Origin of the sequence: Plantibacter sp. MPB07 (assembly GCF_046619465.1) — a bacterium.
Classification (GTDB): domain Bacteria; phylum Actinomycetota; class Actinomycetes; order Actinomycetales; family Microbacteriaceae; genus Plantibacter; species Plantibacter auratus.
Map to the genome: position 1 here is coordinate 1,945,816 of NZ_CP177043.1, position 24,017 is coordinate 1,969,832.

The window sequence follows — 24,017 nt, forward strand, 5'->3', positions numbered from 1 at the left end:
CACCCACCTGTGATCGATCAACGGAGATTCCGACCATGCCAACCACCGCACGCCCCCGCACCATGCGCCCCACCCGCAGCACCGCCTTCGTGGCGCTCGTCGCCGCTGCAGCGCTCGCCCTCTCCGGCTGCGCCGGCGGATCGAGTGCCACGGACCCGACCGACGTCGACCCGAAGGGCGACATCGTCCCCCGCGAGATCTCGTGGCTGCTCTCCCGCCCGGCCGACGGCGGGGTGATCACCGCCATGGAGCAGATCGCCGACGAGTACGCGAAGGACCACCCCGGCTTCTCGCTCAACCTCATCACGACGCCCGACCGCCCGTCCTACATCCAGAAGTACGAGACCCTCGCGGCCGCGAACAAGCTCCCCGAGCTCTTCGACACCGACGCGACCCCGTTCGCGCAGAAGCTCGCGAAGCAGGGCCGGATGGTCGACGTCGACCTGCTCCTCGAGGACCTCGGTCTCGCCGACTCCTACCGCGAGGCGGCGCTCAACTACCAGCGGTTCGACGACGGTTCGCTGTACATGGTGCCGTTCGAGTTCCAGCTCGAGTTCTTCTGGTACAACCGCTCGCTCCTCGAGGACGCCGGTGTCACCGTCCCGGCCACGCTCGACGACTTCCCCGCCATGTGCAAGGCGCTCCGCGCCAAGGGCGTCACCCCGATCGCACTCGACGGTCAGGACCAGTGGCCGCTCGAGCGCTACATGGCCTACTACCCGTTCCGGATGGCGGGTCCCGAGTACATCCAGGACCTGAAGGCCGGGAAGGCCTCCTTCTCAGACCCGGCAGGACAGGCCGCGGCCGAGTGGCTGTACGACCTCGGGCAGGCCGGCTGCTTCCAGGAGGGCTTCTCCTCGACCGGTTACGCGGACGCGCAGGCGCTCTTCACCTCGGGGAAGGCCGCGGTCTACAACATCGGCACCTGGGAGCTCTCGAACCTCGCTACGGATGCGCTCGACCCCGGCGTCCGTGACGCGGTCGGCACCTTCACGCTGCCGACCATCGACGGTGCCGTCACCGCCGACAACGAGTACGTCACCCCCTCCGGCATCGGCATGGCGGTGAACGCGAAGACGTACGACCCGCTCGTGCGCGACTTCCTCGCGTTCGCCCTCGAGCGCTACCCGGAGCTCTACGCGGCGACTGGCGCGCTGTCGCCGACGACCTCCGCGCAGACCACCGTCCCCGCGAACGCGACCGAGCTGTACGCGAGCTCTGTGGCGCAGGCCGACGGCGTCGGACCGGCGATCGCGATGCCCTGGGACACCCAGCTCGACCCGGCCACGAACACCCGACTCCAGCAGGAGCTGACCCTGCTCGTGCAGGGCGACATCACGCCGGACGAGTTCATCACGACGATGGATGCGGCCCTCACGGAGAACGTCGATGACTGAGCTCACCCAGAGCGCGGTGGGCGCGGCACCGGCCCGCCCACCGCGGCGGCGGAAGCCGATGTCCACCTCGATGCTGCCCCGCCGGTCGACCCTGTCGGTGCTCGTGTTCCTCGTGCCGCCGCTCGTCCTCTACGGTGTCGCCGTACTCCTGCCGATCGTGCAGTCGCTGTTCCTCAGCCTCTTCTCGTGGGACGGCATCACGGACATGGCCTTCGTCGGACTCGACAACTACGTCAAGATGCTCACCCGGGACGACGTGTTCTGGACCTCCTTCGGCAACGCCCTCGGCTACCTCGCGATCTGTCTGGTGCTCCAGCTCGGCGGCGCGCTCCTCGTCGCCGGGCTACTCACGGCCCTCCCCCGGGCCCGCGAGCTCGTCAAGACGCTCTACCTCCTGCCGGCCGTCATCTCCACGGTCGCGATCGCCATCCTGTTCCAGCGGCTGTACGCGCTCGAACCGGTCGGGCTGATCAACCAGCTGCTCGCGTGGGTCGGCCTCGGCGACCTCCAGACGGCCTGGCTGTCGAACGTGCAGACCGTCCTCGCGGCCGTGTCGATCCCGGAGGGCTGGCGGTTCACCGGCCTGTACATGCTCATCATCTATGCCGCCCTCATGGCCGTACCCCGCGACCTCGAGGAGGCCGCCAGGCTGGACGGCGCCTCCTGGTGGCAGATCTTCTGGCGGATCCGCTTCCCGTACATCCGGCCGGTGTGGATCACGACGACGGTCATGGCGACGACCTTCGCCCTCCGTGGCTTCGACATCCCGTACCTGCTGACGAACGGCGGTCCCGGTCAGTCGTCCGAGCTGCTGACCACGTACATGTACAAGACGGCGTTCGTCCACACGGACTACGGCTACGCCAGCGCGATCTCCATGTTCATCGTCGTCGAGTGTCTCGTCGCCGTCGGCCTCATCTTCCTGCTGCTCCGACGGAAGGACAAGTCATGACCGCCACCCTCCCCGCCCGGCCGACCGAACACGTCGCGCCCCCGGTAGCGCCGACACCGAAGCGGAAACCCCGGCACACCCCGCGCGTGCGGGTGCAGCGGACGATCCTCACCGTGACCGTCGTCGCGATCGTGCTTGTCCAGGTCTACCCGCTCGTCTGGTTGCTGCTCACGAGCTTCCGGACGGCGGCGGATTTCGCCGGTGGCAACCCCTTCGCGCTGCCGTCCGAGTGGACGCTCGAGAACTACGCGCGGGCGTTCTCGACCGGCAACCTCGGGCTGAACATCGTCAACAGCCTGATCGTCACCCTCGGGTCGAGTGCCCTGATCGTCATCGCCGGCATGATGGCGGCGTACGCGCTCCAGGTCCTCGGGTTCCGGTTCAGCGGGCTCGTCCGCGGCCTGTTCCTCCTCGGCATCATCGTGCCCGTGCAGATCGCGCTCGTCCCGCTGTTCATCGACTACTCGCAGGTCGGCCTGCTCGACACCCACCTGTCGATGATCATCCCGCTGGCGGCGTTCGCCCTGCCGATGGCGGTGTACCTGTTCTCCTCGTTCTACGAGTACATCCCGAGGGAGATGTACGAGGCCGCGTCGCTCGACGGGGCGGGTCCGTACCGGATCTTCGGCCAGATCACCTTCCCGCTCTCGGTCAACACGATCATCACCGTCGTGCTCGTCAACAGCATCTTCATCTGGAACGACTTCATCTTCGCGAACACCTTCGTGCTCTCGGACGGATTGAAGACCATCCCGCTCGGCCTGCAGAACTACATCGGGGCGATGGGGAACACTGATTGGACGGCGACGTTCGCCGCCGTCTGCGTCACGGTCACACCGCTGCTGCTGGTGTTCCTCGTGTTGAACAAAGCGATGATCAGCGGCCTCGAGAGCGGAGCGACCAAGGGATGAGCAGCACCGACCAGCCGAAGCCCGGCGCGGACCACCCGAAGAACACCTCGGGCATCACGATGCGCGACGTCGCGAAGGCCGCCGGCGTCTCCGTGGCGACCGTCTCGCACGTCGTCAACGACAAGCCGGGGTCGCGGATCGGCGAGGACGCGAAACGTCGGGTGCACGAGGCGGTGGCGGAGCTCGGCTACCGGCCGAACGCCCTCGCAAAGACGCTGTCCCAGGGGCACTCACGGTTCATCGGCCTCGTCGCCGACGCGATCGCGACGACCCCGTTCGCCGGCCAGATCATCCACGGCGCCCAGGACGAGGCGTGGCGCCACGGCTACGTCCTGCTCGTCGCCAACACCGACGGCAACACGGCCGCCGAGGTGGAGGCCATCGCGATGATGCTCGAGCACCAGGTCCGCGGGATCCTCTACTCGACCTGGTTCCACCACGAGATCACCGTGCCGGAGGCGCTCCTCCAGACCGACACCGTGCTCGTCGACTGCTACGCCGCCGGCAGCGGGCTCCCGGCCGTCGTCCCCGACGAGGAGCAGGGCGGGCGGACCGCGACCGAGGCGCTGCTCGCGGCCGGTCACCGACGGATCGCGTTCGTCAACACGACGACCCCCTCACCGGCACAGACCGGCCGGCTCGCCGGGTACCGATCGGCGTTGCAGGCGGCGGGGGTGGCGTTCGACGACACCCTCGTGTTCCCGGCCTCACCGGAGCAGGAGGGCGGGTACGCGGCGACCGCCGAGGTCGTCGACTCGGGCGCCACCGCGGTGTTCTGCCACAACGACCGTGTCGCGATGGGCCTCTATGACGGCCTGCGCGAGCGCGGACTGCGGATCCCCGACGACATGGCCGTCATGGGGTTCGACAACCAGGACGTCATCGCCGCCCACCTCCGGCCACCGCTGTCGACGGTCGCCCTCCCCCACTACGAGCTCGGGGCGGCCGGTGTCCGTCGGCTGCTCGGTCTCGACGCCGCGCTGCCCGCCGGGCCGCAGCTCATCGCCTGCCCGGCCATCCCGCGGCACTCCGTCTGAGGGCGCGACCGTGCACGACGAACAGCACGCCCTTCCACGGCCCGGCTTCCACCTGACGCCTGAGCGGAACTGGATGAACGACCCGAACGGCTTGGTCTTCCACCGCGGGCGGTGGCACGCGTTCTTCCAGTACAACCCGGAGGGTGGCGACTGGGGCAACATGAGCTGGGGTCACGCGTCGAGCGTCGACCTGCAGCACTGGGACGAGCATCCGGTCGCCCTGCGGTACAGCGCCGAGGAGCAGGTGTACTCGGGATCGGTGGTCGCCGCGGGTCCCGGCGGACGCCTCACGGCGTACTACACGAGCGTGTCCACCGACGGTCGGCAGGCGCAGTCCCGGGCGACCAGTGACGACGACGGGCTCACCTGGCAGCGCGACCCGGACAACCCGATCCTCGACCGCGGCTCACACGCGTTCCGCGACCCGAAGGTCATCCGGTATGAGGACGCCGCGGGCTTCCGTTGGATCATGCTGACGGTGGAAGCCGTGGAGCGTCAGGTCCTCGTGTACTCCTCCACCGACCTTCGAACCTGGGAGCACGTCAGCACCGTCGGTCCGTTCGGTCCCACCGGCGTCGTGTGGGAGTGCCCCGACCTCATCCCGCTCGCGGTCGACGGCCGCCCGGACGAGCTCCGGTGGGTCCTGCTCCTCAGCACCAACCCGATCGGCGACGCGCAGGACCCGGACGGGTCGTCGATGAGCTATCTCGTCGGCGACTTCGACGGCTCGGTGTTCACGCCTGAGCGGGCCGAGCTGCAGCGGCTCGACCACGGTCGGGACTTCTACGCGGCGGTCGGGTTCGACGGCGCTCCGGACGGCGAAGCGGTGATCCTCGGCTGGATGAGCAATTGGCGCTACGCGGCCGACCTCCCCGCCTCGCCGTGGCGGGGCGCGATGTCGCTCCCCAGACGCCTGTCCTTGACCACGGTCGACGGCCAGCCGCGACTCGTGCAGGAGCCGCCGGCCTTCGTCCGGGAACGACTGGCCGCGATCGAACCGACGACCGTCGCCCTGTCCTCGGACGCCGTCGACCTGGCGCTCGATGGCGACGGCGTGGTCGAGTTGCGCTGGGATCCGTCGATCACGGGTGAGCTGCGGCTCCGACTGACGGCCGACACCGGCGGAGCGGTCCTCATCGTCCACGACCCGGCGTCGTCGTCACTCGCCGTCACCCGGTCGGGCGGTGACATGGACACGGTGCACCCCGACTTCGCCTCCACGAGCATCGTCCCGCTCGCCGGTGACCGTCCGGCGCGGCTCCTCCTCAGCCTCGACGGCCCGCTGCTCGAGCTGTTCGTCGACGGCGGTCTCGCCACCGTCTCCGACCTCGTCCTCCTCGGGAGCGGACGACCGACGCTGACCGTCGCGAGCGAACGCGCCAGTCCCGTCTCGGTGGCCGTCGCCGTCCTCGACCGGGTGCCAGCCACCGACCAGGCGCACGCGCCCGCCTGAGCAGTCCTCCACCGCACGATCCAGCACCATCCCCGCCACGGGTGCCTTCGGCGCGCCCGTGGCACCGACGAAAGGAACCGCAATGACGCACGACCTCTCCCGCCGGACCGTCCTCCAGGGCGCCGGCCTCGGGGCGCTCGCCCTGTTCGCGAGTGCCGGCACACCCCTCGCCGCACAGGCGCAGACCACCGCACAGGCGCAGGCCTCCCTCAGATCGGTGTTCCACATGACGCCGCCGTCGGGGTGGCTCTGCGACCCGCAACGACCGGTGTTCACGAACGGCGCGTACCAGCTGTACTACCTGCACTCCGGCCAGAACAACGGCCCGGGCGGTTGGGATCACGCGACGACGACCGACAGCGTCGCCTTCACCCACCACGGGACGGTCATGCCGCTGCAGCCGGACTTCCCGGTGTGGTCGGGATCCGCCGTCGTCGACACCGCGAACACCGCCGGTTTCGGGGCGGGCGCGGTCATCGCCCTCGCGACGCAGCCCACGGACGGCGTCCGGAAGTACCAGGAGCAGTACCTCTACTGGTCGACGGACGGCGGCTTCACGTTCACGATGCTCCCCGACCCGGTGATCGTGAACACCGACGGACGTGCGGCCCAGACCACGGCGGAGATCGAGAACGCCGAGTGGTTCCGGGACCCGAAGGTCCACTGGGACGCGGCCAGGAACGAATGGGTGTGCGTCATCGGTCGGGCGCGCTACGCGGCCTTCTACACCTCGCCCGATCTCACGACCTGGCAGCTGCAGCACAACTTCGACTTCCCGAACCACGACCTCGGCGGCATCGAGTGCCCGGACCTGTTCCAGATGCGAGCGGGTGACGGCAGCTGGCACTGGGTGCTGGGCGCCAGCATGGACGCCTACTCGATCGGCCTGCCGATGACCTACGCCTACTGGACGGGCACCTGGGACGGGACGCGGTTCACGGCCGACGACCTCACCCCGCAGTGGTTGGACTGGGGCTGGGACTGGTACGCCGCCGTCACCTGGCCGAAGGCGGAGTCGCCCGACGACCGCCGGCTCGCGATCGCCTGGATGAACAACTGGAAGTACGCGGCCCGCGACGTCCCCACCGACGCCTCGGACGGCTACAACGGCCAGAACTCCGTCGTCCGGGAGCTACGACTCGAGGCGCAGTCCGGTGGTCGGTACAGCCTGCTCAGCTCACCCGTGGACGCCCTGGCCGGGTATGCGACCTCGACTGTCTCCCTCCCGGACCAGACGGTCACCGGGAGCGCCGTCCTGCCCTGGAGCGGCCGGGCGTACGAGATCGAGCTCGACCTCACCTGGGACACCGCGTCCAACGTCGGTCTCTCCGTCGGGCGCTCGGCGGACGGCTCCCGCCACACCAACATCGGGAAGGCCGGGGCCGAGCTCTACGTCGACCGCTCACCGTCCGACCTGGCCGGCTTCTCGCTGCAGCCGTACACGCGGGCCGCAGCACCGATCGACGCGGCTGCACGCTCGGTCCACCTGCGGGTCTTCGTCGACACCCAGAGCGTCGAGGTCTTCGTCAACGCCGGTCACACCGTCGTCTCGCAGCAGGTGCACTTCGCCGAGGGCGACACGGGGATCTCGCTCTACACCGATGGCGGCCCACTGACCGCCTCGGGGATCACGATCCGCGAGTTCGGCACGGCGATCTGAGGCGAGCGCCCGCATCCATGCGGCAGGATGGACGGATGGATCTCCAGAGCCTCGCCGAACACGGACGTTGGACGACAGCCCCTGCGGCGGTGACGACGGAACCGGACGGTTCCCTGCTCGTCACCGCCGTCGAGGGCAGTGACGCCTGGCGGCACACCTCCTACGGTTTCGTCCACGACACGGAGCATGCGCTGATCGCGCCGATGCAGCGACGGGCGGCGATCGAGGTGTCGTTCGTCCTCGACGGCTCCGAGCAGTTCGATCAGGCCGGTGTGTTCCTCCGCGCCTCGGAATCGACGTGGATCAAGGCCGGGGTCGAGGTGTCCGACGGGGTCGCCCAGCTCGGCGCGGTCGTCACGCACGGTACCTCCGACTGGTCGGTGGCACCGGTCCCCGACTGGCTCGGACGAACGGTCACCGTGCGCGCGAGCCGCGACGGCGACGCCGTCACCGTGCGCGCGCGGGTGGACGACGAGGACTGGCGACTGGTCCGCGTCGCCCACCTCGACCCGGAGGCCGACGTCGAGGCGGGACTCTTCTGCGCGGCCCCGACGCGGGCCGGCCTCACCGTGCGGTTCACCGCCGTCCGTCTCGGTCCGCCGGACGACGCGCTCCACGGCTGACGGTCTGCGCGGTCGCGGCATTGCGCTCCGCGAGCTGCGCGAACGCGGTGACGAGCTCGGGCGGCTCGACGACGTCGATGTCGGTGTCGAAGCGGTTCAGGGAGGCGGCGAGCGCCACCCACGACCACGCGCCGGCGGTGTAGCGCGTGCGGTCCGGGCCGAGGGGCTCGGCGGTGCCGTCGCCGACGAACGGTCGGACCGCCTCGAACGGCAGGTGGAGCACGACGGTGCCGATACAGGGCCAGGCGTCGGTCTGCTCGGATCCCTTGAACCTCGCCGCCACGAACGCCTGCACGTCTCCACCTGGCACCTCGCGCGGACGGAACCGCGGTCCGGTCGGCGTCCTCGGCACGATGCGGTCGGCGCGGAAGATCCGCCAGTCGTCGCGGTCGAGGTCCCAGGCCACGAGGTACCAGCGCCCCTGGGAGGTGACCAGGTGGTGTGGCTCGACGCACCGAGGCGGTTCCGGATCGTCGTCGGATCGCCCGAACCGGAGCACCTCCCGCGCCTGGATGGCTGCGGAGAGCACGAGGAGGACCGGCACGGCCACCTGCGGCGTCGCTCCGTCGCCGGCTCGGGGCACCGAGGTGACGTCGAGAGCGTCGAGTCGATGGCGCAGCCGCGACGGCAGGACCTGTCTCACGGTCGTCAGTGCTCGGAGCGCGGGCTCCTCGAACCCGGATCCCGCGACGGCCGCGGTCTGGAGGGCCATGGTGAGCGCGACGATCTGCTCGTCATCGAAGAGCAGCGGCGGGAGCTCGCTCCCGGCGTCGAGGTGGTACCCGCCGTCCGGCCCCATCGTGGCCTCGATGCGATACCCCATCTCGCGGAGCCGGTCGACGTCGCGTCGGATCGTGCGGCGACTGACGTCCAGCCGGTCGGCGAGCAGGGCACCCGGCCAGTCGCGCCGCGCCTGCAGGAGCGATAGCAACTGCAGGAGTCTGGAGGTCGGTGAGGCCATGATGCGAGCGTAGTCCGAGTACAGGACACAAGCTGTCCTAGACGCTTGGGACAGTGGTGCTCGACCGGGAGGAGCCCGGCACGACTCGAGGAGCACACATGAGCATCACGACCACGACCCACCTCAACTTCCAGGGCGACGCCCGCGCTGCGCTGGAGTTCTACCAGTCCGTCTTCGGCGGGCGCACGACGACCGCGAGCTACAGCGACGTCGGGATGCCGAAGGACGCCCCGGGTGCCGACCTGGTCGTCTTCGGTCAGGTCGAATCCGAGGACGGCTTCCGGGTGATGGCGTACGACAGCCCCGGAGCTCCGGCGGCGTCATTGATCGGCGCAGCACCGACCCGCCGCGAGCACGGGACGACGGTCACCGAGCAGTCCTGTTTCATCGCGGTGCGTGGCGAGACGCTCGCGGAGGTCGAGGTGTTCTGGAACCGACTCGTCGTCGGAGGTTCGATCGTCGAGGAGCTCGCAGCGTCCGCCTGGAGCCCCGGCTTCGGCATGGTGACGGACCGGTTCGGCGTCACGTGGGTGCTCGACGTCGCGGCGGCCGGCTGAGGCGTTCGCGCACGTCCTGCGAGACGGAGAACGGGCCGGTGCGGACAATCTCGTCCGCACCGGCCCGTTCCGGTCGTCAGGTTGCGACTCAGCGCACCGTGTCGAACCGCTGACCCTCGGGCTTCGAGGGCAGGAGGAAGAGGACGAACAGGATGAGGCCACCGACCGACGGGATGAGCGAGAGGAAGTAGAACGGGCCGGGGAAGTTGGCGTCGTGCAGGCGGCGCCAGGCGAGGGCCAGGTTCGGGACGATGGTCGCCAGTCCGATGAGGCAGAGGAGCACGAAGCCCGTCAGGATCAGCGGAGCAGCCTCGGGGATCTCGAGGATGCCGGGCTGGGTGTAGTACGTCCGTGCGCCCGGGCTACTGTCGAACACGACGGCCTCGCGCTGCGCGGCAGCCGACGTCGCGCCGATCAGGAAGCCCGTGAAGAAGAGGATGTTCGGGATGAGCGCGACGAGGAAGACGAACAGCGTGGCCCACCAGTACTCGCTCCGCGAGGCGCGGCCGGTGAAGGTCGCGTACTTGCGGAGGTAGCGCTTGATGGCCTGCGGGAAGGTCGCCCCGTACAGCGGGAGCGTCAGATCCTCCGGGGAGGCGGCGCCGCGGATCGGAGCGGGCGCGTACGGCTGCCCGTACGTCGGCGTCGCGGGGTATTCAGGGGTGGTGTTGGAACTCATGGTGTCTTTCGATCGAGGTACACGGTACTGAGATCCTGGCATAACACATGACCACTCAAGAACAACTTGCGCCACAGACCGACTTCGGGCATGCTCCGCGGCATTTCGATGATCCCTCTGCCGACCCCTGAGCAACCCCTCCGATCACTGAGCAACCCCCTCTGGCGCCCGAGCAACCCCGCCGGTCCCTGAGCCTGTCGAAGGGCACACGAGGAACCTCCCGCTCAGGCGACCCTCCCCCGGTCCCTGAGCAACCCCCTCCGGTCCCTGAGCAACCCCCTCCGGTCCCTGAGCTTGTCGAAGGGCACACGAGGAAACTTCCACAACCAACTCGACTCGGCATCTGGAATGTCAGTGGTCCATGGTGGACTTGTTCCATGACCGAGACCACCCGCACCGCGACCCGCGTCGGCGACGAATACGCCGCGCAACTCGCGCAGTTCTCGGACGAGTGGACTGAGATCCACCGGCAACAGGCCGTCCTGGACGCACGCAAGGCGCGCCTCCTGGCCCGCTCCGCCGCCTACGCGGACGCCTTCGCGGACGCCACGGTCCCGGCCATCTTCCCGCCGGCCGAGCGTCAGGCCCTCTCCCGACGATCCACCTGCGCGGCCCTCGCGATGGCGACCCGGACGCCGGAGCGGACGATCCAGCGTGCGACGAACGACGCCGAACGTCTCGTCAATGACGCACCGGCCGTGCTGGCGTCGCTGGAGGCGGGCCGGATCTCGGCGCGGCATGCGCAGGTGATCACCGACCAACTCAGCGACGTCCCGACCGCAGGCCGGGCAGCGTTCCTCGACCAGGTCCTGCCAGAGGCGGAGCGCATGACCGCCGCAGGCCTCAAGAGCCGCGCCCGCGTCCTGCGGGAGCGTCTCCACCCGGAATCCATCACGACACGCGCAACCCGATCCGAGGCCGACCGCCGCGTCGAGTTCGAGCCCGCAGCCGACGGCATGGCGTGGGTGCACTTGTTCACCACGGCACCGATCGCGCAGGGCATCATCGAGCGCGTCGAAGCAGCGGCGGCGGAGTCGCGCGCTGCCGGCGACACCCGCACGTGCGCGCAGCTGCAAGCCGACGCCCTGGCAACCCTCGCCCTCACCGGCGTGACACCGGAAGACGTGATGTCGAGCCCGGTGCTTCCGCATCCGATCGAGGTGCAGGAGCACATCAAGCCCACGGTGCAGATCACGGTCCCGGCGCTCAGCATGGCGGGCGTGAGCGATGCCCCGGCGATGCTCGACGGGTACGGCCCGATCGACCCCGAGACCGCGGCTCGCATCGCGGTGAACGCACCAAGCTTCACCAGGATCCTCGTCCAGCCGGAAACCGGCGCCGTCCTCTCCGTCGGGCGGAATCAATACCGGGTCCCGGCCGACCTGCAACGCGCGGTCCGCCTCCGGGACGGCACCTGTCGCGCACCCGGCTGCGGCAGGCGAGCACGGGCCTGCGACCTCGATCATTCGGTCGCCTGGCAGGACGGCGGCGCGACGGATGTCGGCAATCTCGCCTGCCTCTGCCGACATCACCACCGCATGAAGCACCTGCCCGGCTGGAGCCTCGACCACAAACCGGGCGGCGTCCTCGACTGGACGACACCTGACGGCAAACACCACCGCACAGAACCGGACCCCGCGCCGTTCTAGCCGCAGCCGGTCCCTGAGCTGCGCCGCACTGAGCCTGTCGACGTGTCGGAGGGTTCCTCGTGCGCACTTCGACAAGCTCAGTGACCGGGAAAGGTGCGCCCGAACCGTTTCGGTCCCTGAGCCTGTCGAAGGGTTCCTCGTGCGCACTTCGACAAGCTCAGTGACCGGGAAAGGTGTGCCCGGAACGATGAGGCGTCCTCGTGGGCACTTCGACAAGCTCAGTGACCGGAAGAGGTTCGCCGGGAGCGATTCGGTCCCTGAGCCTGTCGAAGGGCAGCGGGTCGTGACACCTCGGTGAGCGGAAGAGGCCCACCCGGGGTGCTCCCGGCACCTCTGCCGGCCAGAGCGCGCTCCGAGCCGCACCACGTCCTGGAAAGCGCTTGCCGAGCGGGCGCTCGCACCGGTAACCTCGTCCGGAACCCCACCCGGAAGGTCGCGATGCTGCGCCGAAACGACACCTCCACCACGCCGATCGTCGTCAACGACAACGCCGCCTGGTGCTGGTTCCAGGACGAGCGCGCGCTCGTCGATCCACGGTCGAACCTCATCGTCGTGGGGTCGATCGCGTCAACGGGCGGCGTCGACGGCGAGCAGCGCGGCGGCAACGTCGAGGTCACCGTCGTCGACCTCAGCACCGGCACCGCCGACGTCGTCGTCCTGCACGAACGCCTGGAGTCCGACGACCACGATGTTCCAGCACTCTGGCGGCGGCGCGACGGGCGCTGGCTCGCGATGTACACCCGTCACAAGACCGACGACCTCACCCGCTGGCGCATCAGCGAACCACACGACCCACGCCACTGGGGGCCCGAGCACACGTTCGACTGGAGCGCCTACACGGGCGGACTCGGCGTGACCTACTCGAACCTCCACGAACTCGACGGCCGCCTGTACTGCTTCGCCCGCGCCGTCAACGACGACCAGTGCGCGCTGGTGTCGGACGACGACGGCGACACCTGGAACTACGCCGGCAAGCTGTTCACCCGGCCGAAGGTCGGCTACGTCAACGGCTACACGCGCTACGTCTCCTCCCCCGGGCGGATCGACCTCATCACCACCGACCACCACCCGCGCGACTACGACAACAGCGTCTACCACGGCTTCCTCGACACCGACGGGCTCCACCGAACCGACGGTGCCGTCGTCGACCCGCATCCGTTGCGTGGCGACGCACCATCGCAGGTCGAGCTCACCACCCTCGTCGCCGCCGGATCACGAATGCCCGACGGCGGTAGCTGGGCCGGCGACCTGCTCTCCCACTGCTGGACCGTCGACGTGCGACGAGCCCCCGACGGCACCGTGGCCGCCGTCGTCTCCGCCCGCGCCGACGACGGACCAGCGCACCCGGACGAGGCGGCCGAACGACTCCGGCCCGTCCTGGACCACCGGTTCCTGTTCGCCCGCCTGACGCCCGGCGGCTCCTGGCAGGTACATCCGCTCGCCCTCGCCGGCCCCGGCCTCCTCCCGCACGAGCAGGACTACACCGGACTCGTGGCGATCGACCCGGACGACCTCGACTCGCTCTACGTCTCGACGCCGGTCGATCCGCGGAACGACGAACCGCTCGCCCACCACGAGATCTTCCACGGTCGCACCGATGACGACGGGGCGACTTGGGCCTGGACGCCGGTCACGGAACGCTCGGACATCGACAACCTGCGGCCGATCGTCGCGCCCGGCGACCCCTCGACCGTCTCGCTCCTCTGGTTCCGCGGGGACATGGCGAGCTCGCAGGACTACCGCTGCGAGGTCGTCCTACTCCGGCTGCCACACACCGGATGACGAGCCGTCACTCGGGCCAGGACACCTCGCCGCTGAAGTCCGGGTGCTTGCGGAGGTAGGCCTGGATGAAGGGGCAGTACGGCACGATCGTCAGTCCTCGCTCGACCGCGTCGTCGAGCGCCGCGGCGGCGAGGACGCTGCCGAGCCCCTGCCCACCGAAGTCCGGATCGATCTCGGTGTGGGTGAAGAGGATGCGACCCGGTTCCTCCCGGTACCCGGCGATCCCTGCGACGCGCTCCCCCACGAGGATCTCGTACTCGTGACGCTCGTCGTTGCGGACGACCTGCGGGCCGTCCTCGGGTGTGCTCGATGTCGACATCGGGGCTCCCTTCCGTTCGTCCCCCACTGTACGTCGAGCGATCCGTCATGTGCTGTTTACGCAGCGGCCGATTCCGCAACGTGCCGGAAACACGCGCACAGGCCATCGGAAACACGCCGGTGTCACGCTGGGCGCACCCGACGCGCTCCAGCCGCGTCCCTGCGGAGAGGCACCTCGAATGGATCAAGGAAACACAGCGTTCATCCTGATATCAGCGGCACTCGTGCTGCTCATGACACCAGGGCTCGCGTTCTTCTACGGCGGCCTGGTCAAGGCGAAGAGCGTCATCAGCATGATGATGATGAGCTTCGGCGCACTCGGCCTCATCGGCGTCCTCTGGGTGCTCTACGGGTACGCGATCGCGTTCCCCGGCTCCGAAGGCACCGTCGCCCCCTGGGCGATCGACACCGGGAACATCGGCCTGACCGCCGCCCTCGAGACGCCTGAGGGAGCGGCCTACCCGCCACTCGCCTTCGTCGCGTTCCAGGCCACCTTCGCGATCATCACCGTCGCCCTCGTCTCCGGCGCCATCGCCGACCGCGCGAAGTTCGGCTCCTGGATGATCTTCGCCGGCATCTGGGCGACCGTCGTCTACTTCCCCGTCGCGAGCTGGGTGTTCAACTTCGGCCTCGCCGACGACGGCAGCTTCGCCTACGGCGGTTGGATCACGCACGGCCTGCAGGACGTCTTCGGCGTCGGCGTCATCGACTTCGCCGGTGGCACCGCGGTCCACATCAACGCCGGTGCTGCAGCCCTCGCCCTCGCGCTCGTCCTCGGCCGCCGCGTCGGGTTCAAGAAGGGCGTCCACGTCCCCCACAACCCGCCGTTCGTCCTCCTCGGCGCCGGTCTGCTCTGGTTCGGCTGGTTCGGCTTCAACGCCGGTTCGGAACTGGCGGCCGACGGCACCGCGGCACTCGTGTTCGTCAACACCATCGCGGCCCCGGCAGCAGCCCTGCTCGCCTGGCTCGTCGTCGAGAAGATCAAGGACGGCAAGCCGACCTCCGTCGGTGCCGCGTCGGGTGCCGTCGCCGGTCTCGTCGCGATCACCCCGGCGTGCGGTTCGTTGCACCCGATCTGGGCGATCGTCCTCGGCCTCGTCGCCGGTGTCGTGTGCGCCCTCGCCATCGAGCTGAAGTTCAAGCTCGGCTTCGACGACTCGCTCGACGTCGTGGGCATCCACCTCGTCGGTGGCCTCATCGGCACCCTGTACCTCGGCTTCTTCGCCAACGGCACCGGCCTCTTCATGGGTGGTGACGCTTCGCAGCTGCTCGTCCAGGCGATCGCCGCGTTCGCCGTCCTCATCTACTCCTTCGTGCTCGCCTTCATCATCGGCTTCGCGATCGAGAAGACGATCGGCTTCCGCGTGAAGAACGAGGACGAGATCGCCGGCATCGACACCGTGGTCCACGGTGAAGAGGGATACGTCCTGGTCGACACCAAGGCCTGATCCACCGGCCTGAACGACCTGCCCGACCCGACCCGACGAGGACGAGATGCGCGGAGCAGCTGGACCCGAACCGGCTGCCACCCCCGCTCATCTCGTCCTCGTCGACGTCGCGTCACGACCACCGGCCGACCCGGGCCCGCCCCGGCTCGTCCGGTTCGCCGACCTCGTGCGGCAACCACTCGACCGCGGCCGAGGAAGCGTGCGAGACGTCTGGACGAGCACCGACGTCGACCGCCGCATCCGCTGGCGACTGCAGGTCGTCGAGCTCCGTGACGCCGCCGGGCTCATCGCCGCTCCCGACGACATGAACCACGCGATCGTCGGCTTCGCAGGCCCACAGGTCGCGGTCCGCGCGGGTGGGAACGAGCTGAACGGCCCCGGACGCATCCTGCACCGCGACGAGGTCCTGACCGTGCGCGAATCCTCCGTGCGCCTCTCGAGGCCGCGGCTGCGGGCCTCGGGGTCGAGCTCGATGATCCTGTTGAGCTACAGCACCTCGGAGGACCCGCCGACGCTGAACTTCGAGCAGCCGGAGACCGCACACGATCCCGCAGACGGCCTGCGGATCACCCTCGCCCTGCGCGGTCCGATCCGGCGCGGCGACGGCGAGGTCCCACAGGGTGCCGCCCTCGTCTCCGCGCCGTTCGCCGTTCCGCCGCGCTACCGCTGACCGCTAGCGCTGACCGGCGGTCCGGCCGTCGGCGAACCGCTGTCGCGCGTGCTGCTGCCGCGACCCGACCGGCACCGCCTCGGTCGCCGCTGGGAGCCCCATGGACGGCGTCGACACGTAGATACTCTCGGCGCGGTCGACGAGGAACGTCTCGTGCCAGACGCCGACGGCCTTCGGAGCAGACCGGGCGCGCTTGTTGAACCGCGACCAGGCAGGCCGATGGGCGGAGGCCGGTGCCGACGCGTAGGCGTAGAGCTTGTCGATCGACGACCAGTACTGCACGAGGTACGGGCCGCTGGAACCGAGCAGGATGTGCGAACCGAGGAGCCCGGACTCCGGGTCGGACATGAGCTCCTGCAGCATGCGCGGCATGTCACCGAAGATCGGGAGCCATTTGTCCACCCGCCACCACTGGTTGATGGTCATCCCGATGTGGAACACGACGAGCTCCCCCTCGTGACGATGGGTGATTCGGCCGACGACGACGCGTGACATAGACTGCTCCTGTTCGATAGTGACGCTATCCAAGTTGGATAGTAGCACTATCCAGACGAGGAGGACAGCATGAGGATCTCGGAACTCGCGGCAGTGTCCGAGGTGCCGGTGGCCACCATCAAGTACTACCTGCGCGAGCAACTCCTCCCGGAGGGCGAGCGCACCTCGGCGACCCAGGCGAGCTACGGCGACGCCCACGTGTCCCGGCTCCGCGTGATCCGCGCACTGCTCACCGCCGGCGTGAGCATCGCGGAGACCCGGAACGTCGTCGCCGCGCTGGACTCGCCGCCGGCGGGTCCGTACGACCTCCTCGGCGTCGCCCACACCGCTGTCACCCCGCGCCCGAGTGGTCCGGTCGACACGACCCGCGCACTGGAGCTCTACGAACGACTCGGCGGGATCGAGGCGCAATGCGATCCCGGACTCCTCGCCGGCCTGGCCGGAGCCCTGGACACCCTGGAACGAGCCGGCTTCACCGTGCCACCCGCAGTCCTCGACCGCTATGTCGACGCAGCGCGCAGCATCGCCGAAGCCGAGATCGACGGCATCCCGGCGGACTCACCCGAGCTCGCGGTGCAGTACATCGTGCTCGGCACCGTGCTCACCGAACCACTGATCCTCGCCCTCCGTCGGGCGGCCCAGCAGGTGGTGTCGTCGGAGCGCTTCGCCGGGACGGAACTCCCGCCGTCCGAGTCGTCCTGACGCGCAGACGTCGTGCGCCTCAGGCGTCGAGTTCCGCCGAGGTGGGCGGGTTCGCTCCTGGCCGCGACACCGTGATGCTCGCGGCCCGCGCGGCGCGGTCGAGCAGCTGCTGCAGCACCTCCTCGGACACCCCACGAAGTCGCTCCTCGGCCCCGGGCCCAGCGATACCGGCAGTCAGCAGTCCGTCGATCAGCGCACCCATGAACGTGTCGCCGGCACCGACGGTGTCGGCCACCTGCACCCGCGGCGTCTCGATCTCGAGCACGGAACCGTCTCTGACCGCGACCGCCCCGTCACCACCCATCGTCACGACCACGAGTCCCGGCCCGGCCGCGACCCATTCCCGAGCGGCGTCGACCGGTGCCACACCGGGCAGCAGGAACGCGACGTCCTCGTCACTCGCCTTCACGACGTGGGCGCGCGCGATGCAGTCGAGGGCCGCCTGGCGGACGCGGGCCGCGTCGTCGATGAGCGATGGCCTGATGTTCGGATCGTAGGTGATGAGCGCCGAGGGACGACGCGTCTCGACCAGCTCGCGGAGGCGGTCGGCACTCGGCTCGAGGACCGAGGCGATCGAGCCGGTGTGGACGACGGCGGCGTCCGGCGCACCCGAGGCCTCCAGATCGAGCGAGAGGTCGAACTCGTAGGTGGCCGCCCCCTCGGCGTCGAGGGTCGCCTGAGCTGTGGACGTCCGACCGGTCGGAGCCGACACGAGGGTCACCGCGGACGCGTCGAGCCAGGAGCGGATCGCCGCGCCGCGCTCGTCATCGCCCACATGGGTCACGAGGGCCGCGGCGCGGCCCAACCGACCGAGGGTGATCCCGACGTTCGCCGGGCTGCCGCCGGGGCTCTCCGCCTGCGTCCCGTCGAGCCGCCGGACGATGTCGATGAGGGTCTCGCCGGCGATGAGGACGTCGGTCGTGGGGGCTGCGTGCATGGCATCTCTCTCTGCTGGGTGCGAGGGTCGGGTGGCGTCAACCGGCGTCGGTCGACACCGCGGCGATGAGCGAGTCGCGCTCGATGATCGGCATCGTGACCAGCTCGTGCCCGAGGGCGTGCTGACCGAGGAGCATCGAGGCTCCGAGCGCGCCGATCTCCTGGTAGGGCAGCCGCGCGGTGGTGAGACCCGGGCGCAGGTAGCCGGCGAGGATCTCGTCGTCGAAGGAGACGACGGAGACGTCCTGCGGGATCCGACGCCCCTGTTCGAGCAGCACCTGGTAGGCACCGAAGGCGACGCCGTCGTTCGCGGCGAGGATCGCCGTGACGTCCGGGCGGCGCTCGAGGAGCGCGGCCGTCGCCTCGTAACCGGGTTCCGGCTGCCACTCGACGATGTCGACCCGAGCAGGTTCGATTCCGGCCTCCGCGAACGCCGCGGCGATGCCCGCGAAGCGCAGCGCCACCGTCGCACTCTGGCGCGGATCGTTGATGACGTCCTGCGGTAGGTCGCCGACCACGCCGATCCGTCGGTGGCCCGCGTCGACGAGCCGCTTCGCGACCGCGTACCCGGCAGCTCGCTCGTCGGGCAGGACGTTCGCATGTCCTGAAGAGGACGCTCCGTTGAGCACGACGACGGGGACACCGGTCGAGGTGGCGGGGAGGTCGATGAGGCGGGCGCCGAGGAGGCCGATGAGGATGCCGTCGACGCGGTGGTCGATCATCGTCTCGAAGGCGCGGGCGAGGCCGCCCTCGATCCCCTCGGTCTCCGCGATGAGCATCGTGTGGTCGTGGGCCTTCGACACCTCGAGCGCGCCGCCGATGAGCCCTGAGGCGTGCCGGGTGAGCGTGACCTCGTCGGAGATGAACCCGATCGTCCTGGTCTTCCCGCGGCGCAGCACCTGGGCCGCGGGGTTCGGGCGGTAGTCGAGCTCCGCTGCGGCGGCGCGAACCCGCTCGACGGCGTCCGCGGACAGCCGGGAACCGGGGCGGTCGTTCATGATCATGCTCACCGCGGCCTTGGACATGCCCGCGCGCTCCGCGACGTCCGCGAGGGTCGTGCGGCGACGTTGCGTGGACATGACACTCCCTCGTGCGGTTTGCTGAATCAGTTCAGCATATCGCGCGGAGCTGTGTTATGTTTCGTTTGCTGAATCCGTTCAGCACCTCCATTCACGGCTCATCGTCCGCGCCCTGCGAACGGTCGGCCCCGATTTCGCAGGAGCAACAACGTGGTTGATCTGAGTCGCAGGGCGGCACTCGCCCTGCTCGGTCTCGGTCTGGCGGGCACGGCCATCTCCTGGCCGCGCCTCACCGGCGGAGACATCCCCGGCCGAGGTGACGACGCCCTCACCGTCGCCCTCTTCGGCACCGCCCAGGACGCCGCCGCCCGGCAGTCGCTCGTGGACGGCTTCCAGAAGCTGCACCCCGACATCCCCGTCCGGATCATCGCGATCCAGGGCCAGGACTGGGGCAACTTCTTCGCCAAGATCCTCACGATGGTCGCGGCCGGCACCCCGCCGGACATCGTGTCGGTCGCCACGGAGGGCACCCAGCTGTTCGCCGAGCGCCTCGCCCACCCGATCGACGAGTACGTGCAGCGCGACGCCGCCGAACTGCAGGAGTACTTCGACGACGTGAACCCCTCGCTCATCGAGTCGTTCATGTACAAGGGCAACCTGTTCCAACTGCCGGACAACTTCAACGCGGCGAACATGTACTACAACACCTCCGCGTTCGAGCGGGCCGGCCTCGAACGTCCGCGCGACGACTGGTCGGTCGACGACTTCTTCGCCGTCGGCCGCACCATGCAGGCCAGCGCCCCCGGGTCGTTCCTCCCCTACTTCTGGAACAACCGGCTGTGGGGCGGCGTCGTGCCCTGGTTGTACATCAACGACACGAGCTTCCTCACCGAGGAGAAGGCACCCGGCGGCGACTGGATGTGGTCGAAGTTCTACCCGGACGAGACCCCTCGTGGTGGTGGGTACCTGTGGGAGAACGCCGACGCACTGAGCGACCGCACCGTCGAGAGCTTCGAGGTCCTGCAGCGCATGGTCTCCGAGGGCATCGCCGCGAACCCCGCCCAGGGCGGCGGCAACGAGCTCGTCTCGCTCTTCTCCCGCGGCTCGGTCGGCATGACGCCGGCCGGCGGGTTCTGGGTCAAGGGACTCAACGACGCCGGCCTCGGCGACGACGAGTACGACGTCACCTACTTCCCGAAGATGCGCGGACAACGCCACCAGTTCGGAGCCGGCGGCTACGCGATGATGCAGACGTCCGAACGCAAGGACGAGGCGTGGGAGTGGATGAAGTACTGCATCTCCGTCGAGGGCATGTCGATCGCGCACAGCCAGCCCGACTCGTCGCTGCCCCGGCGCTCGCTCAACGCCCAGCTGTACGGCGGTGACATCGGACCGAAGCACTGGGAGGTCTTCTACGACACCCTCGACCGCTTCCCGACCACGGGTCCCATGCCCGCGCCGCCCCAGCAGGCGGCCGTGGAGTCGGCCCTCATCAAGAACGTGGTCGGCGCGATCACGAACGGCCCGAACGGCGTCCGCCGCGGGCTCGAGACGATGCAGCGGGACCTCGAGCTCGCGCTGAAGGGACGATGATGGCACTGCAGTCACCGACGGCGACCCGGGCACTGGTCGTCCCGCCCGAGGCGAAGACCGGCCGCCGACGTCCCGCGCCGCGCGGGAGCCGCCTGCTCGTCTGGGTGTTCCTCGCCCCCACGCTCATCGGCCTCGGACTCTTCAGCTTCGTCCCGATCGTCGGGTCGTTCGTCCTCGCCTTCTTCCGGTGGGACATCATCTCGGCACCCGAGTTCGTCGGCATCGGCAACTTCGTCGACCTCGCGGCCAACCCCACGGTGCGCGTGTCCTTCCTGAACACGGTCGGCTTCGTGGTCGTGGCGGTGACGCTCCAGCTCGCCGTCGCGCTCCTGCTCGCGATCCTCGTGCAGTCGCGGATGCCGGAATGGCTGCGCACCTTCTTCCGCTCCGCGCTGTTCTTCCCGTTGGTGCTGTCGGCCGCGTCCGTGTCGCTCGTGATGTCGTACCTCTTCAACCAGGAGTTCGGCCTCGTCAACGAGTTCCTCGGGCTCTTCGGCGTCGGGAACATCGGCTGGTTGACGACCGGGTTCGGAGCGAAGATCGTCGTCCTCCTCGTCTACGTGTGGCAGAACTTCGGCTTCACCTTCCTGCTGTTCATCGGCGGACTCGCCGCGATCCCACGCGAGGTCTACGAGGCGTCGTCGCTCGACGGCGCGTACGGCTGGAGCCAGTTCCGGAACGTCACCCTGCCCCTCGTGAGCCCGACCATGCTCGTCGCGTCCGTCATGGCCATCATCAGCGCCCTGCAGATCTTCGACCAGCCGTACGTCCTCACGCGAGGTGGGCCGGGAGACGACACCCGTACCGCGGTGATGGTGATCTACGAGTCCGCGTTCCAGCAGCTCGACTTCGGTCTCGCCGCAGCGATCGGCATCGTGCTGACGCTCCTGATCATGCTCGTCACCGCCGCACAGTTCCGGCTGAGCAAGCGTTTCGTCTTCTACGGATGAGGTCCCAGATGTCCATCGCAGCAGTCACCCCCGACTCATCACGCCGCCGACTCGCCACGGCCGGGAAGTTCCTCGTCCTCGTCATCGCCGCGTTCCTCACGCTCGCGCCCGTCGTGTGGACGCTCATCACGGCGCTCACCCCCGCGAACGTCGACACCGGGCAGACCGAGTTCGGCCCGGGCGCGTTCATCGACGTCTTCCAGAAGATCCCGATCCTGCTCTACACGTGGAACAGCGCGCTGGTGACGCTCCTCATCGCGGCCGGGCAGATGCTCAGCGCGGCGATGGCCGGCTACGTCTTCGCGCGCTTCGACTTCGGCGGCAAGCGCATCCTGTTCGGACTCATCCTCGCCACGATGATGGTGCCGATGCAGGTGACGATCGTCCCCGTGTTCATGCTCATCCGCGGCATGGGCCTGTCGGACACGCTCCTCGCGCTCATCATCCCGATGATCCCGACGGCGTTCGGCACGTTCCTCATGCGGCAGTACTTCATGGGGTTGCCGCCGGAGCTCGCCGAGGCGGCGCAGATCGACGGGGCGGGACCGTGGAAGATCTTCTTCCGCATCTACCTGCCGCTCGCCGCCCCGGGCCTCGCGATCGTCGGCATCCTCGCGTTCAACTACCACTGGAACGAGTTCTTCCGGCCATTGATCCTGACGATCAGCGAGCAGAACTTCACCCTCCCGCTCGGGCTCGTGACCCTGCAGGGCAACCTCGGCACCGGGTCGGTCGCGACCGTCCTCGCCGGTGTCGTCCTGTCCATGATCCCGGCTGCGCTGGTCTTCGTCTTCGGCCAGAAGCCGCTGCGCGAAGGGCTCACCGCCGGCGTCAGCAAGTGACCAGCACCACCGCCCTCCCCTCGATCCGACTGATCTCGAACCGAAAGGAAGCCATGACCGGCCTCCACGCAACGCACGTCCTCGACCGCGGCTTCCCGCTGCTGCACCCCCGACCCGAGGCAGGGTGGTTGAACGATCCGAACGGCATCATGTTCGTCGACGGTCGCTGGCACGTCTTCTTCCAATACAACCCGGGGTCGGCCCGGCACGAGGACATCCACTGGGGTCACGTGAGCTCGCCGGACCTGCTCGCCTGGGAGGAGCACCCGGTGGCCCTGGCACCCCGCCCGGGCACCACCGACGGCTTCGGCTGTTGGAGCGGCGTCGGGATCGTCGACCAGGGCCGGCCGTCCGTCGTCTACTCGGGCGCGCGTGACCGGCACGGGTTCTCGGAGGTCGTCGTCGTCCACGGCTCGGCGGATGCGCAGGACTGGACCGGCGAACGCATCGTCGCTGCCGGGCTCCCCGCCGATGAGCGCGTGACGATGGTGCGCGACCCGTTCCTCTTCGAGCTGGGTGGGCGCCGCTGGGCGATCCAGGGCGCCGGCCGCTCCGACGTCGGTGGCGCACTACTCCTCTACGGCGTCGACGACCTCGACGCCTGGACCGAGGAGGGGTACCTGCTGACGGCCGATGCGCCGGTCGTCTCCGAGCTCGCTCCGTGCGAAGGGTGGGAGTGCCCGCAGCTCGTGCGGGTCGGCGACGACTGGGTGCTGCTGGTGTCACTGTGGCTCGACGGCCAGCCGCACCGCGGGGTGGCCTGGGCCCTCGGCTCGATGGAGCTCGACGAGGCCACCGGGCGACCCGTGTTCAGCGCCCGCCGGACCGGCATCATCGACGAGGGGTCGAGCTTCTACGCGCCGCAGGCCGTGCAGTCCGACGGCTCGGACGGACAGTCGGAGCGGGTGCTGCTCTGGGGCTGGGCGCAGGAGATCGCCCCCGAGGGCGTGCGCGGCCGGACACAGGCGGACACCGGCGAGCAGGGCTGGTCGGGCATGCTGACGTTCCCGCGCGAGCTCGTGGTCCGGGGCGACGAGGTCGAGCTGATCCCGGCGCGGGAGCTGACGGGACTCCGGGCCGAGGTCGTCGACGCGGCGGAACTCCCTGATCAGGCTGAGGTGCGACTCACGGGCGCAGGCGCGGCCTCCCTCGAGCTGGAGGGCTCGGAGACGCAGGTGATCTGGCGGGGCGAACTGGCCGACGGGGACGAGGTCCGCATCCTCATCGACGCGTCCATCGTCGAGATCCACCACACGGGGCACCCCGCTCGGACGTTCCGCGCGTATCCGGCCGACGGCGAGCGGTACGCCGTGCGACACGACGCGACCGTGCGAGCCGAGGCCTGGTCCCTGGAGGTCTGACGGCCTGAGCGACTCCCGTGCG

23 protein-coding genes are annotated in these 24,017 nt (G+C 69.4%); 17 read left to right on the forward strand and 6 right to left on the reverse strand.

Annotated features, from left to right (window positions below):
- Positions 1–35 precede the first annotated feature (35 nt).
- The 7 genes from ACLIME_RS09015 to ACLIME_RS09045 all read left to right on the forward strand — a co-directional run bounded on the left by ACLIME_RS09015 (position 36) and on the right by ACLIME_RS09045 (position 8,033).
- Positions 36–1,397: an ABC transporter substrate-binding protein gene (locus ACLIME_RS09015; protein WP_411558705.1), complete on the forward strand. Its 1,362-nt coding sequence runs from the start codon at positions 36–38 to the stop codon at positions 1,395–1,397.
- Positions 1,398–1,467: 70 nt separating this feature from the next.
- Entirely contained in the window at positions 1,468–2,349 is an 882-nt protein-coding gene (locus ACLIME_RS09020; protein WP_056013507.1) for a carbohydrate ABC transporter permease, read from the forward strand.
- The gene (locus ACLIME_RS09025; protein ID WP_137243491.1) at positions 2,346–3,260 is read left to right on the forward strand and encodes a carbohydrate ABC transporter permease; all 915 of its coding nucleotides are present in this window, start codon (positions 2,346–2,348) and stop codon (positions 3,258–3,260) included. Before ACLIME_RS09020 ends, ACLIME_RS09025 begins: the two co-directional genes overlap by 4 nt.
- Positions 3,257–4,297 carry a LacI family DNA-binding transcriptional regulator gene (locus ACLIME_RS09030; RefSeq protein WP_411558706.1) on the forward strand — a complete coding sequence of 347 codons (1,041 nt, stop codon included), beginning with the start codon at positions 3,257–3,259 and terminating at the stop codon, positions 4,295–4,297. Before ACLIME_RS09025 ends, ACLIME_RS09030 begins: the two co-directional genes overlap by 4 nt.
- 10 nt (positions 4,298–4,307) lie before the next feature.
- Positions 4,308–5,750: a glycoside hydrolase family 32 protein gene (locus ACLIME_RS09035; protein WP_411558707.1), complete on the forward strand. Its 1,443-nt coding sequence runs from the start codon at positions 4,308–4,310 to the stop codon at positions 5,748–5,750.
- A gap of 82 nt (positions 5,751–5,832) precedes the next feature.
- The gene (locus tag ACLIME_RS09040) at positions 5,833–7,410 is read left to right on the forward strand and encodes a glycoside hydrolase family 32 protein (protein ID WP_411558708.1); all 1,578 of its coding nucleotides are present in this window, start codon (positions 5,833–5,835) and stop codon (positions 7,408–7,410) included.
- 35 nt (positions 7,411–7,445) lie between these two features.
- Positions 7,446–8,033, forward strand: coding sequence for a DUF1349 domain-containing protein (locus ACLIME_RS09045; RefSeq protein ID WP_202938204.1), 588 nt, complete (start codon positions 7,446–7,448; stop codon positions 8,031–8,033).
- Here the strand turns inward: ACLIME_RS09045 and ACLIME_RS09050 are convergent.
- Positions 7,987–8,994 carry a helix-turn-helix transcriptional regulator gene (locus ACLIME_RS09050; RefSeq protein ID WP_411558709.1) on the reverse strand — a complete coding sequence of 336 codons (1,008 nt, stop codon included), beginning with the start codon at positions 8,992–8,994 and terminating at the stop codon, positions 7,987–7,989. The two genes, ACLIME_RS09045 and ACLIME_RS09050, sit on opposite strands and share 47 nt — an antisense overlap.
- 98 nt (positions 8,995–9,092) lie before the next feature.
- Here ACLIME_RS09050 and ACLIME_RS09055 point away from each other — a divergent pair, with 98 nt between their 5' ends.
- Positions 9,093–9,551, forward strand: a complete 459-nt coding sequence (locus tag ACLIME_RS09055; protein WP_411558710.1) for a VOC family protein — start codon at positions 9,093–9,095, stop codon at positions 9,549–9,551.
- Between the two features lie 88 nt (positions 9,552–9,639).
- On the opposite strand, the gene ACLIME_RS09060 is transcribed toward ACLIME_RS09055, so the two are convergent.
- A complete protein-coding gene (locus ACLIME_RS09060; protein ID WP_411558711.1) occupies positions 9,640–10,230 on the reverse strand; it encodes a DUF805 domain-containing protein in 591 nt (196 codons plus the stop codon).
- Between the two features lie 377 nt (positions 10,231–10,607).
- Between ACLIME_RS09060 and ACLIME_RS09065 the strand changes: the two genes are divergently transcribed.
- Both ACLIME_RS09065 and ACLIME_RS09070 read left to right on the forward strand, forming a co-directional pair.
- Positions 10,608–11,879 carry a DUF222 domain-containing protein gene (locus tag ACLIME_RS09065; protein ID WP_411558712.1) on the forward strand — a complete coding sequence of 424 codons (1,272 nt, stop codon included), beginning with the start codon at positions 10,608–10,610 and terminating at the stop codon, positions 11,877–11,879.
- 438 nt (positions 11,880–12,317) lie between these two features.
- Entirely contained in the window at positions 12,318–13,661 is a 1,344-nt protein-coding gene (locus ACLIME_RS09070) for a BNR-4 repeat-containing protein (RefSeq protein ID WP_411558713.1), read from the forward strand.
- A gap of 7 nt (positions 13,662–13,668) precedes the next feature.
- Here the strand turns inward: ACLIME_RS09070 and ACLIME_RS09075 are convergent, their stop codons facing one another.
- Positions 13,669–13,980, reverse strand: coding sequence for a GNAT family N-acetyltransferase (locus tag ACLIME_RS09075; protein ID WP_079706940.1), 312 nt, complete (start codon positions 13,978–13,980; stop codon positions 13,669–13,671).
- Between the two features lie 178 nt (positions 13,981–14,158).
- Here ACLIME_RS09075 and ACLIME_RS09080 point away from each other — a divergent pair, with 178 nt between their 5' ends.
- Entirely contained in the window at positions 14,159–15,427 is a 1,269-nt protein-coding gene (locus ACLIME_RS09080) for an ammonium transporter (protein WP_079706939.1), read from the forward strand.
- 46 nt (positions 15,428–15,473) lie between these two features.
- The gene (locus ACLIME_RS09085; RefSeq protein WP_202938209.1) at positions 15,474–16,097 is read left to right on the forward strand and encodes a hypothetical protein; all 624 of its coding nucleotides are present in this window, start codon (positions 15,474–15,476) and stop codon (positions 16,095–16,097) included.
- Positions 16,098–16,100: 3 nt separating this feature from the next.
- On the opposite strand, the gene ACLIME_RS09090 is transcribed toward ACLIME_RS09085, so the two are convergent.
- The gene (locus ACLIME_RS09090) at positions 16,101–16,592 is read right to left on the reverse strand and encodes a DUF4188 domain-containing protein (protein ID WP_079706937.1); all 492 of its coding nucleotides are present in this window, start codon (positions 16,590–16,592) and stop codon (positions 16,101–16,103) included.
- 69 nt (positions 16,593–16,661) lie between these two features.
- Between ACLIME_RS09090 and ACLIME_RS09095 the strand changes: the two genes are divergently transcribed.
- Positions 16,662–17,294: a MerR family transcriptional regulator gene (locus ACLIME_RS09095; RefSeq protein ID WP_159879573.1), complete on the forward strand. Its 633-nt coding sequence runs from the start codon at positions 16,662–16,664 to the stop codon at positions 17,292–17,294.
- A gap of 19 nt (positions 17,295–17,313) precedes the next feature.
- Here ACLIME_RS09095 and ACLIME_RS09100 read toward each other — a convergent pair whose 3' ends face one another.
- Positions 17,314–18,231, reverse strand: a complete 918-nt coding sequence (locus ACLIME_RS09100) for a carbohydrate kinase family protein (protein ID WP_411558714.1) — start codon at positions 18,229–18,231, stop codon at positions 17,314–17,316.
- A gap of 37 nt (positions 18,232–18,268) precedes the next feature.
- Positions 18,269–19,309 (reverse strand): LacI family DNA-binding transcriptional regulator, encoded by a 1,041-nt coding sequence (locus tag ACLIME_RS09105; protein WP_411558715.1) that lies wholly within the window; start codon positions 19,307–19,309, stop codon positions 18,269–18,271.
- A gap of 150 nt (positions 19,310–19,459) precedes the next feature.
- Here ACLIME_RS09105 and ACLIME_RS09110 point away from each other — a divergent pair, with 150 nt between their 5' ends.
- From ACLIME_RS09110 to ACLIME_RS09125, 4 genes are read left to right on the forward strand one after another with little or no spacing between them, the layout of a single operon-like run.
- Positions 19,460–20,842 carry an ABC transporter substrate-binding protein gene (locus ACLIME_RS09110; protein ID WP_124769797.1) on the forward strand — a complete coding sequence of 461 codons (1,383 nt, stop codon included), beginning with the start codon at positions 19,460–19,462 and terminating at the stop codon, positions 20,840–20,842.
- Positions 20,842–21,792 (forward strand): carbohydrate ABC transporter permease, encoded by a 951-nt coding sequence (locus ACLIME_RS09115; protein WP_411558716.1) that lies wholly within the window; start codon positions 20,842–20,844, stop codon positions 21,790–21,792. The genes ACLIME_RS09110 and ACLIME_RS09115 overlap by 1 nt, the downstream gene beginning before the upstream one ends.
- An 8-nt stretch (positions 21,793–21,800) precedes the next feature.
- Positions 21,801–22,634: a carbohydrate ABC transporter permease gene (locus ACLIME_RS09120; RefSeq protein ID WP_175117588.1), complete on the forward strand. Its 834-nt coding sequence runs from the start codon at positions 21,801–21,803 to the stop codon at positions 22,632–22,634.
- A 53-nt stretch (positions 22,635–22,687) separates the two neighbouring features.
- Entirely contained in the window at positions 22,688–23,995 is a 1,308-nt protein-coding gene (locus tag ACLIME_RS09125) for a glycoside hydrolase family 32 protein (RefSeq protein ID WP_411558717.1), read from the forward strand.
- Positions 23,996–24,017 lie beyond the last annotated feature (22 nt).